The 12,446-nt window shown below is 40.4% G+C and carries 12 protein-coding genes and 4 pseudogenes; 11 read left to right on the top strand and 5 right to left on the bottom strand.

Going from position 1 to position 12,446, the window contains the following annotated elements; genetic code table 11:
* Nucleotides 1–299 (top strand): annotated as a pseudogene (locus HT703_RS08505) (autolysin); the annotation flags it as partial.
* Nucleotides 300–504: 205 nt separating this feature from the next.
* Here the strand turns inward: HT703_RS08505 and HT703_RS08500 are convergent.
* Nucleotides 505–684, bottom strand: a complete 180-nt coding sequence (locus tag HT703_RS08500; RefSeq protein ID WP_001233346.1) for a hypothetical protein — start codon at nt 682–684, stop codon at nt 505–507.
* A 141-nt stretch (nt 685–825) separates the two neighbouring features.
* Nucleotides 826–981: a hypothetical protein gene (locus tag HT703_RS08495; protein ID WP_000773440.1), complete on the bottom strand. Its 156-nt coding sequence runs from the start codon at nt 979–981 to the stop codon at nt 826–828.
* Between the two features lie 400 nt (nt 982–1,381).
* On the opposite strand from HT703_RS08495, the pseudogene HT703_RS08490 reads away from it, so the two are divergent.
* Nucleotides 1,382–1,916, top strand: a pseudogene (locus HT703_RS08490) (transposase); the annotation flags it as partial.
* Nucleotides 1,917–2,027: 111 nt separating this feature from the next.
* Here the strand turns inward: HT703_RS08490 and HT703_RS12180 are convergent.
* Together HT703_RS12180 and HT703_RS08475 are read right to left on the bottom strand one after the other, a co-directional pair.
* A pseudogene (locus HT703_RS12180) lies at nt 2,028–2,691 on the bottom strand (choline-binding protein C); the annotation flags it as partial.
* Nucleotides 2,690–3,499 carry an HAD family hydrolase gene (locus tag HT703_RS08475; RefSeq protein ID WP_000593560.1) on the bottom strand — a complete coding sequence of 270 codons (810 nt, stop codon included), beginning with the start codon at nt 3,497–3,499 and terminating at the stop codon, nt 2,690–2,692. The gene HT703_RS08475 and the pseudogene HT703_RS12180, both read right to left, overlap by 2 nt.
* Nucleotides 3,500–3,770: 271 nt before the next feature.
* Here HT703_RS08475 and HT703_RS08470 point away from each other — a divergent pair, with 271 nt between their 5' ends.
* Both HT703_RS08470 and HT703_RS08465 read left to right on the top strand, forming a co-directional pair.
* Complete coding sequence (locus HT703_RS08470; RefSeq protein ID WP_000602445.1) at nt 3,771–3,992, top strand: SP_0924 family bacteriocin-like peptide; 222 nt, start codon at nt 3,771–3,773, stop codon at nt 3,990–3,992.
* Between the two features lie 41 nt (nt 3,993–4,033).
* Complete coding sequence (locus tag HT703_RS08465; RefSeq protein ID WP_000746011.1) at nt 4,034–4,705, top strand: CPBP family intramembrane glutamic endopeptidase; 672 nt, start codon at nt 4,034–4,036, stop codon at nt 4,703–4,705.
* Between the two features lie 50 nt (nt 4,706–4,755).
* Here HT703_RS08465 and HT703_RS08460 read toward each other — a convergent pair.
* A pseudogene (locus tag HT703_RS08460) lies at nt 4,756–4,961 on the bottom strand (AraC family transcriptional regulator).
* On the opposite strand from HT703_RS08460, the gene HT703_RS08455 reads away from it, so the two are divergent.
* The 7 genes from HT703_RS08455 (at nt 4,954) to proC (ending at nt 12,366) form a co-directional block, all read left to right on the top strand.
* A complete protein-coding gene (locus tag HT703_RS08455) occupies nt 4,954–5,862 on the top strand; it encodes a LysR family transcriptional regulator (protein WP_001025687.1) in 909 nt (302 codons plus the stop codon). The pseudogene HT703_RS08460 and the gene HT703_RS08455 overlap by 8 nt on opposite strands.
* Nucleotides 5,859–6,320, top strand: coding sequence for a signal peptidase II (gene lspA / locus HT703_RS08450; protein WP_000745672.1), 462 nt, complete (start codon nt 5,859–5,861; stop codon nt 6,318–6,320). Before HT703_RS08455 ends, lspA begins: the two co-directional genes overlap by 4 nt.
* Nucleotides 6,310–7,197: an RluA family pseudouridine synthase gene (locus HT703_RS08445; RefSeq protein ID WP_000403212.1), complete on the top strand. Its 888-nt coding sequence runs from the start codon at nt 6,310–6,312 to the stop codon at nt 7,195–7,197. The genes lspA and HT703_RS08445 overlap by 11 nt, the downstream gene beginning before the upstream one ends.
* A gap of 2 nt (nt 7,198–7,199) precedes the next feature.
* Nucleotides 7,200–9,083: a phosphorylcholine esterase CbpE gene (gene cbpE / locus HT703_RS08440; RefSeq protein WP_000728244.1), complete on the top strand. Its 1,884-nt coding sequence runs from the start codon at nt 7,200–7,202 to the stop codon at nt 9,081–9,083.
* Between the two features lie 100 nt (nt 9,084–9,183).
* On the top strand, nt 9,184–10,293 hold the full coding sequence (gene proB / locus HT703_RS08435; protein ID WP_000875755.1) for a glutamate 5-kinase: 1,110 nt from the start codon (nt 9,184–9,186) through the stop codon (nt 10,291–10,293).
* Between the two features lie 9 nt (nt 10,294–10,302).
* Nucleotides 10,303–11,565 carry a glutamate-5-semialdehyde dehydrogenase gene (locus HT703_RS08430; protein ID WP_023936957.1) on the top strand — a complete coding sequence of 421 codons (1,263 nt, stop codon included), beginning with the start codon at nt 10,303–10,305 and terminating at the stop codon, nt 11,563–11,565.
* Between the two features lie 3 nt (nt 11,566–11,568).
* A complete protein-coding gene (gene proC / locus HT703_RS08425) occupies nt 11,569–12,366 on the top strand; it encodes a pyrroline-5-carboxylate reductase (RefSeq protein ID WP_023936955.1) in 798 nt (265 codons plus the stop codon).
* Nucleotides 12,367–12,446 lie beyond the last annotated feature (80 nt).

The raw sequence follows: 12,446 nt of genomic DNA, 5'->3' as shown, positions 1-12,446 counted from the left end.
GGAAGAAGCACACAGATGGCAACTGGTACTGGTTTGATAACTCAGGCGAAATGGCGACAGGCTGGAAGAAAATCGCTGAGAAGTGGTATTATTTCGACGTAGAGGGCGCTATGAAGACAGGATGGGTCAAGTACAAGGAGACTTGGTACTACTTAGACGGTAAAGAAGGTGCCATGGTTTCAAACGCCTTCGTCCAGTCCGCAGACGGAACAGGATGGTACTACCTCAATGCAGACGGAACAATGGCAGATAAGCCAGAGTTCGCAGTGGAGCCAGACGGCTTGATTACGACTAAATAGAAAGGCTTCAAAATAGATTACACCAACCGCAGGCTCAGGCTTGCGGTTTTTTTATTGTGCAAAAACACATATTTTGAACGATTAGAAAGCAAAATCACAATCCTATTGTTCAAAAAAGCGTTTACATGAAGAATATGGAGAGGAAATCGTGGTGTATTATTGTCAAAAACGGTGTTTTGTTAAAAATAAAAAACAGTGACCGAAATCACTGCTTATCAGTTGTAGCAAATTCATAAAGTTTTTCCGCTGTGAGAAGTGCCATTTTGTCCATGCTTGTTTTTCCTTTTCTGAGATCAGAAACAGTAGTCCATGGAACTCCAGCACCTTGCGAAATAGTAGATGTAGACATCGAACTGTCTAGCAATTCTTGAATAACTTTTCTCATCTTATTTGTCCTTTTTGTTTTTTAGATAAATATATACATTGATTGCAATTATAAAAATAGCTATTGCGCTGACCATTGCATTTCCTCTTTTCATTTGATAAAATAGAGGTGTGAGGGGCTTTCGCCCCAACCTCTTAGCGTTTACCTTTTTCTTTGACGGGATTTCGGTTTACGCTTTTTGTTTTGCCTTGCGACCGTTATTGCGGTCACTAGACTTGCGATAGCAGTTACCGTTTCAGGAATATTGTCTATTACCTTTTCAAGTAACCTAAGCCAATCTTCTTTGTTCAATTTCATCACCCCCTTTCCTTATCTTGATTATATTATATCACGGTATACCGATAAAGTCAAGAGTTTTGATGAAGTTTTTTAAAAAACAGGGGGCAAAAAAGGGGCAAAAGTGTCGTAAATCTCTGTAAAATGATGTAAAAACATTTATTTAAAAGCTCAAAATATAGCTGTTTTAAAAGGTATTGTAAGATATAGTAAAACGATGTAAAGGTATTTGTAAAAGCCAGCAAAACTATGACCATTTTGGAGGAAAGAAATATTTACATCTCCTTATTCAGGGCAGGATTTTCTATACAAGTATAGATGTCTTGCTGGAGTTGGATCATGGAACCCAAGCGGTTATTGAGATTTAGAACTATCATCAGAATTTTTTCATTAGACTTGTTCGGTAACCATAAAGTACTATACTATCTATGAACAAGACCCAGAAAAAGTAGCCTTATTTCTTAAGAATTTTAATAGTTTAAAGCACTTAGCACCTGTTTATATTGATGAAACAGGATTCGATACTTACTTTTATCGAGAATATGGTCGCTCATCAAAGGGTCAGTTAATAGGAGGTAAAGTCTCTGGAAGAAGATATCAGGGGATTTCTTTGGTTGCAGGTCTAACAAATGGTGACTTAATCGCTCCAATGACCTACGAAGAGACGATGACGAGCGACTTTTTTGAAGCATGGTTTCAGAAATTTCTCTTACCAACATTAACCACACCCTCAGTTATTATTATGGATAATGCAAGATTCCAATAGAATAGCTAGGATAGAATTCTTGTGTGAAGAGTTTGGGCATAAACTTTTACCCCTTCCTCCCTACTCACCTGAGTACAATCCTATTGAGAAGACATGTGCTCATATCAAAAAGCACCTCAAAAAGGTATTACCAAGTTGCAATACCTTTTACGAGGCTCTTTTGTCCCACTCTTGTTTCAGTTTGTTATAAACACCTAAGATAAGAGCTATACTAGGTAAATAAAAATCTCTATACTATTTGAAAGTGAAGACTACTCACTGTGAGATAGTATAGAGTATTTTTGTTGTAGTTAAACCATCCTACCCATTCCCCATTGTAATTAACACGGTAACCGTCTGGTGTAGTCGTATTGATTGCTAGAGCACCAGAGCTATAAGCATAGTACCATTTGCCAGATACCTTCATCCAGCCTGTTTTCATAGCACCTGAACCGTCGAGATAGTACCAAGTCTCACCGTCTTTCAACCAACCTGCTTGCATCCAGACTGAACTATCGAAGCGATACCAGATATTATCTAATTTTGCCCACTGATTGTAAGGGTAAGATCCCATCAAGTTGCATAAACTACCAACGCGAGCCAGCTTGTCGCCAAAAACCCATACTTTTACCTACTTCTTGCATTTGGTTAAAGAAATTGTAGGAATTATTCGTTGTACTCTTATTTTCATTTTTGATTTTATGAGTTCCGATAGCCTTCAAATTTTTGTCAAAAAGATTCGCCTTAGTCGCAAATGTTTGAATCTGAGAAGAGTAGGCTTCTATGTATTGAATGGCTTTTCCATAACCACCAGCTAATTCTTCAGAGCCACCAGATGATGTTCCGAAACTTTGTGCAACGGTAATCCATCCATTTTGAGTAACAGGGTTTTCAAAGGCTGCCAAACCCATATAGGTCAATTCTGGATTGATTAAGGATTCGTAGTGTCCAGTTTGATCAGAGACATTTGCTCCGCTACGAGATTTATAGAATATATTTCTCAATGGTACGCGCAACACCGTCTTCTTCGTTGCTTGCTGTAACGGCATCCGCAAGAGATTTGACATAATCGCTTGCATTTCCCATTGCAATGCCCATCCCTGCAAACTGGAGCATTTCGATATCGTTATTAGCATCGCCCATGGCCATAATCTCTGAGGAATCAATCTTCAAAATCTCTGCTAATCGTGAAAGAGCGGTAGCCTTGGTCGTTCCAAGTGGCATAGCTTCATAAATGACAGGCTGCGAACGAACTCCACTGAATCGTTGGCAGAGTTCCTCAGCAAAACGCTGCTCAAAATCGTCTGTTTGTTCTTCGTTGCCCAAAAACATGCCTTGGAACATACGATATTTACCACTAGTCGCTTCCTCAAGGGAAATTTCAGTCAAGTCTGAAAAGACTAGGTCGGCATCATTCTGGATGACTTGATTAGGCTTGCCACCGAGGACGAAATAATGTTTCTCATCAAAAAGAGTCAACTGAACATCACTTTTTTCAGCTAGATCATAGAGGTATTCGATGTCTGCTGGACTAAGTTCTTGCCAGTCAACTAGTCCCCAGTCACTTGTCTGGTGAGTTGAGCAACCATTGTTAACAATCACATACTCATTCTGGAGGCCAAGCCCCAGTTTTTTGTAGTAGGGGAGGACACCGAAAAGCGGGCGACCCGTACAAAGAACCAATTTGACACCTTTTTCAATAGCTTGGTGAATAGCAGTAATGTGAGCTTGTGGAATTTCCTTGGCTTCATCGAGGAGGGTTCCGTCCATATCCAAGGCTAGTAGTTTAATCATAGGTCTTCCTTCTTTATCTTTTGGTATTATTATAACATATTTTGGAGAAGATGACGGTCAAAGGGACAGGAGCTAATTGATTTTGCAGTTTAGGACGTTTTGATGACAATTCATGATTTGAAGAGGATATTTGGCCAAGATATGTTATACTAAACTTGTCAACGTTGCAACTAGACAAATTAAAAAACCAACTTAATATAATAGTTTTTTGTAAGTAGGTATGAGTATCAGATTACTCAACTAATCTAAACAATAACGGAGGAAATATATCATGATTTTAATGACAAAAAATATAAATCTAACAAATGAAGAATTAGAGCTGATACAAGGTGGAGCAGATCCCTATGGAAAAGAACCTAATGGTTATTTTCCTTGGCAAATAGAGCCGGTATTAACTATGCCGGTTCATGGATTTTGTCCCAGAGGAACCTATGATTTAGGATATATTGGAGGAGGCAATCATCTTTGCAAAGGAAGTCCTGCGAGATTTTAAGTAAAATTTATTAGGAATATGGAGAAAACAGAGGATTTAATATGAAAAAACGGATTATTCAGATTTTACTAGCATTATCCTTAATTTTTTACAAATCAACTTGGTTTTGGGGAATTTTCAATCACCTCGCAAAGCCCTATCTACCAGCAAGTCGTGAATTTTTTCAGATTCTGCTTTGGATGGAGAGTGGAGGTCTTTTATTAGCGGTCATCTATCTACTAGTTTTTGCAGGAAAGAAGACTTTTCATTTCAAATGGCAGCTGAGGCACTTTATCTACCTTTTACTGGGTTACATCATTTTGTATATGTCTGACGTCCTCTTGTCTTATTTCATACCCTCGTCTTCAAATCAAATTTCTTTGAATGAAACGATAGAAATGATAGGGAGACAGGAATTACCCTATTTCTTGCTCATGGCTTGCTTCATCGGCCCTATTGCTGAGGAATTGATTTATCGCGGTGTGCTTATGACAACCTTTTTCAAAAACTCGCCTTGGTACGGAGATGTCTTGCTTTCTGCTATTATTTTCGGTTATATTCATATCAATTTTGCTTTAACTCCTCTTGCTTTTTTCATTTATGCTAGTGGAGGTCTCATTTTAGCTCTACTGTATCGCATGACAAAAAATCTCTACTATCCAATACTAGTTCATATTCTCATCAATATCACTGCCTTCTGGAATGTATGGTTACTCCTATTTTCAGGAAGTTAGCTTACTAAAAAATGTCGGAACTTTCCGGCATTTTCTTTTTTCACAAATAGTCAACGTTTTTCTTTTCGATATTGGAGTGGTGTGTATCCAGTTATTTTTTGAATTGATTTTGAAAATAAGGTTGGCTTGAGAAAGGCAGATAGTGAAGATAGTTAAGAAGGTTAAGAAGAATAGGATGTTCTTTTTTCCTTTTTGGAAAACTTCTAAAATATGGTATAATGAAAAGATAAAGAAGTTGGAGGTAGAAGATGAACATTCAACAATTACGCTATGTTGTGGCCATTGCCAATAGCGGTACTTTTCGTGAAGCTGCTGAAAAGATGTATGTTAGTCAGCCGAGTCTGTCTATTTCTGTTCGTGATTTGGAAAAAGAATTGGGTTTTAAGATTTTCCGTCGGACCAGCTCAGGGACTTTCTTGACTCGTCGTGGTATGGAATTCTATGAAAAAGCGCAAGAATTGGTTAAAGGATTTGATATTTTTCAAAATCAGTATGCCCATCCTGAGGAAGAAAAGGATGAATTTTCCATTGCCAGTCAGCACTATGACTTCTTGCCACCAACCATTACGGCCTTTTCAGAGCGCTATCCTGATTATAAGAACTTCCGTATTTTTGAATCAACTACTGTTCAAATTTTAGACGAAGTAGCGCAAGGTCACAGTGAGATTGGGATTATCTACCTCAATAATCAAAATAAAAAAGGGATTATGCAACGGGTTGAAAAGTTAGGCCTAGAGGTTATTGAACTAATTCCCTTCCATACCCATATTTATCTCCGTGAGGGGCATCCTTTAGCTCAGAAAGAGGAATTGGTCATGGAGGATTTAGCGGATCTACCAACGGTTCGTTTCACGCAAGAGAAAGACGAGTATCTTTATTATTCAGAGAACTTTGTTGATACCAGCGCGAGCTCGCAGATGTTTAATGTGACAGACCGTGCTACTTTGAATGGTATTTTGGAGCGGACGGACGCTTATGCAACAGGTTCCGGATTTTTAGATAGTGACAGTGTGAATGGCATCACAGTTATTCGTCTCAAGGATAACCTAGATAACCGCATGGTCTATGTTAAACGTGAAGAAGTGGAGCTGAGTCAAGCTGGAACTCTTTTCGTAGAAGTCATGCAAGAATATTTTAATCAGAAGAGGAAATCATGAAAAAAAGAGGAATAGTGGCAGTCATTGTACTGCTTTTGATTGCGCTGGATCAGTTAGTTAAATCCTATATCGTCCAACAGATTCCACTGGGTGAAGTGCGCTCCTGGATTCCCAATTTCGTTAGCTTGACCTACCTGCAAAATCGAGGGGCAGCCTTTTCTATCTTACAAGATCAGCAGTTGTTATTCGCTGTCATTACCCTGGTCGTCGTGGTAGGTGCCATTTGGTATCTACATAAGCACATGGAGGACTCATTCTGGATGGTCTTGGGTTTGACTCTGATAATCGCGGGTGGTCTTGGAAACTTTATTGACAGGGTCAGTCAGGGCTTTGTTGTGGATATGTTTCACCTTGACTTTATCAATTTTGCAATTTTCAATGTGGCAGATAGCTATCTGACTGTTGGAGTGATTATTTTATTGATTGCAATGCTAAAAGAGGAAATAAATGGAAATTAAAATTGAAACTGGTGGCCTGCGTTTAGATAAGGCTTTGTCAGATTTGACAGAATTATCACGTAGTCTCGCGAATGAACAAATCAAATCAGGCCAGGTCTTGGTCAATGGCCAAGTCAAGAAAGCTAAATACACTGTCCAAGAGGGCGATGTCGTCACTTACCATGTGCCAGAACCAGAGGTTTTAGAGTATGTGGCTGAGGATCTTCCGCTAGAAATCATCTACCAAGATGAGGATGTGGCTGTTGTCAACAAACCTCAGGGAATGGTTGTGCATCCGAGTGCTGGTCATACTAGTGGAACCCTAGTAAATGCCCTTATGTATCATATTAAGGACTTGTCGGGTATCAATGGGGTTCTGCGTCCAGGAATTGTTCATCGTATTGATAAGGATACGTCAGGTCTTCTTATGATTGCTAAAAATGATGAGGCGCATCTAGCACTTGCCCAAGAACTCAAGGATAAAAAGTCTCTCCGCAAATATTGGGCGATTGTTCATGGAAATTTGCCCAATGATCGCGGTGTGATTGAAGCACCGATTGGCCGGAGTGAAAAAGATCGTAAGAAACAGGCTGTGACTGCTAAAGGGAAACCTGCAGTAACTCGTTTCCACGTCTTGGAACGCTTTGGCGATTATAGCTTAGTGGAGTTGCAACTAGAGACAGGGCGTACCCATCAGATTCGTGTCCACATGGCTTATATCGGTCATCCAGTTGCTGGGGATGAAGTCTATGGTCCTCGTAAGACACTTAAGGGGCATGGACAATTTCTTCATGCCAAGACTCTAGGTTTTACTCATCCGAGAACAGGTGAGACCTTAGAATTTACAGCAGATATCCCAGCAATTTTTAAGGAAACATTGGAGAGATTGAGGAAGTAAGAATGAAAAAGAAATTAACTAGTTTAGCACTTGCAGGCGCTTTTTTAGGCTTGTCATGGTATGGAAATGTTCAAGCTCAAGAAAGTTCAGGAAATAAAATCCACTTTATAAATGTTCATGAAGGTGGCAGTGATGCGATTATTCTTGAAAGCAATGGACATTTTGCCATGGTGGATACAGGAGAAGATTATGATTTCCCAGATGGAAGTGATTCTCGTTATCCATGGAGACAGGGTATCAATACAACTTATAAGCATGTTCTAACAGACCGTGTCTTTCGTCGTTTGAAGGAATTGGGTGTCCAAAAACTTGATTTTATTTTGGTAACCCATACCCACAGTGACCATATTGGAAATGTTGATGAATTACTGTCTACCTATCCAGTTGACCGAGTCTATCTTAAGAAATATAGTGATAATCGTATTACTAAGCCTGAACGTCTTTGGGATAATCTGTATGGCTATGATAAGGTTTTAAAGACTGCTGCTGAAAAAGGTGTTTCAGTTATTCAAAATATCACACAAGGAGATGCTCATTTTCAGTTTGGAGACATGGATATTCAACTATATAATTATGAAAATGAAACAGATTCATCAGGTGAATTAAAGAAAATTTGGGATGATAATTCCAATTCCTTGATTAGCGTAGTAAAAGTCAATGGTAAGAAAATTTACCTTGGGGGCGACTTAGATAATGTGCATGGAGCGGAAGATAAGTATGGACCTCTCATTGGAAAAGTTGATTTGATGAAGTTTAATCATCACCATGATACCAACAAATCAAATACCAAGGATTTTATTAAAAATTTGAGTCCGAGTTTGATTGTTCAAACTTCGGATAGTCTACCTTGGAAAAATGGTGTTGATAGTGAGTATGTTAATTGGCTCAAAGAACGAGGAATTGAGAGAATCAACGCAGCCAGCAAAGACTATGATGCAACAGTTTTTGATATTCGACAAGACGGTTTAGTAAACATTTCAACTTCCTACAAGCCTATTCCAAGTTTTCAAGCTGGTTGGCATAAGAGTTCATATGGAAACTGGTGGTATCAAGCGCCTGATTCTACAGGAGAATATGCTGTCGGTTGGAATGAAATTAAGGGTGAATGGTATTACTTTAACCAAACGGGTATCTTATTACAGAATCAATGGAAAAAATGGAACAATCGTTGGTTCTATTTGACAAACTCTGGTGTTGCTGCTAAAAATTGGAAGAAAATCGCTGGAATCTGGTATTATTTTAACAAAGAAAACCAGATGGAAATTGGTTGGATTCAAGATAAAGAGCAGTGGTATTATTTGGATGTTGATGGCTCTATGAAGACAGGTTGGCTTCAATATAAGGGGCAATGGTATTACTTTGCTCCATCAGGGGAAATGAAAACGGGCTGGGTAAAAGATAAAGAAGCCTGGTACTATATGGATTCTACTGGTATCATGAAGACAGGTGAGATAGAAGTTGCTGGACATCATTACTATCTAGAAGAATCAGGAGCTATGAAGCAAGGCTGGCTTAAAAAGGCAAATGATTGGTATTTCTACAAGACAGATGGTTCACGAGCTATAGGTTGGATTAAAGACAAGGATAAATGGTACTTCTTGAAAGAAAATGGTCAATTACTTGTGAATGGTAAGACACCAGAAGGCTATACTGTGGATTCAAGTGGTGCCTGGTTAGTGGATGTTCCGATCGAGAAATCTGCTACAATTAAAACTACAAGTCATTCAGAAATAAAAGAATCCAAAGAAGTAGTGAAAAAGGATCTTGAAAATAAAGAAACGAGTCAACATGAAAGTGTTACAAATTCTTCAACTAGTCAAGATTTGACATCCTCAACTTCACAAAGCTCTGAAACGAGTGTAAACAAATCGGAATCAGAACAGTAGTAGAAAAGAAGGTTTTAGGGCCTTCTTTTTCCTATCAACTCTTTTCTATTTCCTGTTATTCATGTTATAATGGATAAATATGAATAATCGGAGTGAGACTATGAAATACAAACGGATTGTCTTTAAGGTGGGTACTTCTTCTCTGACAAATGAGGATGGAAGTTTATCACGTAGTAAGGTAAAGGATATTACCCAGCAGTTGGCTATGCTGCACGAGGCTGGTCATGAGTTGATTTTGGTGTCTTCAGGTGCCATTGCGGCTGGTTTTGGAGCCTTAGGATTTAAAAAGCGTCCGACTAAAATTGCTGATAAACAGGCTTCAGCAGCGGTAGGACAAGGGCTTTTGTTGGAAGAATACACGACCAATCTTCTCTTGCGCCAAATCGTTTCTGCACAAATCTTGCTAACCCAGGATGACTTTGTAGATAAGCGTCGTTATAAAAATGCCCATCAGGCTTTGTCGGTTTTACTTAGCCGTGGGGCGATTCCTATCATCAATGAGAATGATAGTGTTGTTATTGATGAGCTCAAGGTTGGGGACAATGATACTCTGAGTGCACAGGTGGCGGCCATGGTCCAAGCAGACCTTTTGATCCTCTTGACAGACGTAGATGGTCTCTATACAGGAAATCCTAATTCAGATCCAAGAGCCAAACGTTTGGAGCAAATCGAGACTATCAATCGTGAGATTATCGATATGGCCGGTGGAGCTGGTTCGTCAAACGGAACTGGGGGCATGTTAACCAAAATCAAAGCTGCAACTATTGCGACAGAATCGGGTGTTCCTGTTTATATCTGCTCATCCTTGAAGTCAGATGCTATGATTGAAGCGGCTGAGGAGACCAAGGATGGTTCCTACTTTGTTGCGCAAGAGAAGGGGCTTCGTACCCAGAAACAATGGCTGGCCTTTTATGCTCAGAGTCAAGGTTCTATTTGGGTTGATAAAGGGGCTGCGGAAGCTCTCTCTCAACATGGAAAGAGTCTTCTCTTATCTGGTATCGTTGAAGCAGAAGGCGCCTTTTCTTACGGTGATATCGTGACAGTATTTGATAAGGAAAGTGGAAAATCACTTGGAAAAGGACGCGTGCAATTTGGAGCATCTGCTTTGGAGGATATGTTGCGTTCTCAAAAAGCCAAGGGTGTCTTGATTTACCGTGACGACTGGATTTCCATTACTCCTGAAATCCAACTACTTTTTACAGAATTTTAGAGGTAAACTATGGTGAGTAGACAAGAACAATTTGAACAGGTACAGGCTGTTAAAAAATCGATTAACACAGCTAGTGAAGAAGTGAAAAACCAAGCCTTGCTAGCCATGGCTGATCACTTAGTGGCTGCTACTGAGGAAATTTTAGCGGCTAATGCCCTCGATATGGCAGCGGCTAAGGGGAAAATCTCAGATGTGATGTTGGATCGTCTTTATTTGGATGCAGATCGTATAGAAGCGATGGCAAGAGGAATTCGTGAAGTGGTTGCCTTCCCAGATCCAATCGGTGAAGTTTTAGAAACAAGTCAGCTTGAAAATGGTTTGGTTATCACAAAAAAACGTGTAGCTATGGGTGTCATCGGTATTATCTATGAAAGCCGTCCAAATGTGACGTCTGATGCGGCTGCTTTGACTCTTAAGAGTGGAAATGCGGTTGTTCTTCGTAGTGGTAAGGATGCCTATCAAACAACCCATGCCATTGTCACAGCCTTGAAGAAGGGCTTGGAGACGACTACTATTCACCCAAATGTGATTCAACTGGTGGAAGATACTAGCCATGAAAGTAGTTATGCTATGATGAAGGCCAAGGGCTATCTAGACCTCCTCATTCCTCGTGGAGGAGCTGGCTTGATCAATGCAGTGGTTGAGAATGCGATTGTACCTGTTATCGAGACAGGGACTGGGATTGTCCATGTCTATGTGGATAAGGATGCAGACGAAGACAAGGCGCTGTCTATCATCAACAATGCTAAAACCAGTCGTCCCTCTGTTTGCAATGCCATGGAGGTTCTGCTGGTTCATGAAGACAAGGCAGCAAGCTTCCTTCCTCGCTTGGAGCAAGTGCTGGTTGCAGATCGAAAAGAAGCTGGGTTGGAACCAATTCAATTCCGCTTGGATGAGAAAGCCAGTCAGTTTCTTTCAGGTCAAGCAGCTGAGGCACAAGACTTTGACACCGAGTTTTTAGACTATGTCTTAGCTGTTAAGGTTGTGAGCAGTTTAGAAGAAGCGGTTGCCCATATTGAAGCCCATAGTACCCATCATTCAGATGCCATTGTAACGGAAAATGCTGAAGCTGCAGCTTACTTTACAGATCAAGTGGACTCTGCAGCTGTCTATGTCAATGCCTCAACTCGTTTTACCGATGGTGGACAATTTGGTCTTGGATGTGAGATGGGAATTTCTACTCAGAAATTGCATGCGCGTGGTCCCATGGGCTTGAAAGAGTTGACCAGCTACAAGTATGTGGTTGCTGGTGATGGGCAGATAAGGGAGTAAGAGATGAAGATTGGATTTATCGGTTTGGGGAATATGGGGGCTAGTTTGGCTAAGGCTGTTTTGCAGGCCAAGACGTGTGATGACATTCTTCTTGCCAATCGTAGTCAAGCTAAGGTAGATGCTTTCATTGCAGACTTTGGTGGTCAGGCTTCCAGCAATGAAGAAATTTTTGCAGAAGCAGATGTGATTTTTCTAGGTGTTAAGCCAGCTCAGTTCTCAGACTTACTTTCTCAATATCAGACCATCCTTGAAAAACGAGAAAGTCTTCTTTTGATTTCCATGGCAGCTGGATTGACCTTGGAAAAACTCGCTAGTCTTCTTCCAAATCAACACAGAATTATTCGTATGATGCCAAATACCCCTGCTTCTATTGGTCAAGGAGTGATTAGTTATGCCTTGTCTCCTAATTGCAGGGCTGAGGACAGTGAGCTCTTTTGTCAGCTTTTAGCCAAGGCTGGTCTTTTGGTTGAACTTGGAGAAAGCTTAATAGATGCAGCGACAGGTCTTGCAGGTTGTGGACCAGCCTTTGTCTATCTTTTTATCGAGGCCTTGGCAGATGCAGGTGTTCAGACTGGATTGCCACGAGAAACAGCATTGAAAATGGCAGCTCAAACTGTGGTAGGAGCTGGACAATTGGTCCTTGAAAGTCAGCAACATCCTGGAGTTTTGAAAGACCAAGTTTGCAGCCCAGGCGGTTCGACTATCGCTGGTGTAGCGAGCCTAGAAGCGCATGCTTTTCGAGGAACGGTCATGGATGCAGTTGGTCAAGCCTACAAACGAACACAAGAACTAGGTAAATAAGAGGTGGATTTGTCTGCCTCTTTTATGGTGGTTGATACTCTTCGAAAATCTCTTCAAACTGCGTCAGCTTCCATCTGCAA

The organism is Streptococcus sp. 3874, from assembly GCF_013276425.1.
Lineage (GTDB): Bacteria > Bacillota > Bacilli > Lactobacillales > Streptococcaceae > Streptococcus > Streptococcus pseudopneumoniae.
The sequence above is the reverse complement of the archived record's forward strand: the minus strand, read 5'-3'. Positions and strand labels throughout refer to the sequence as shown.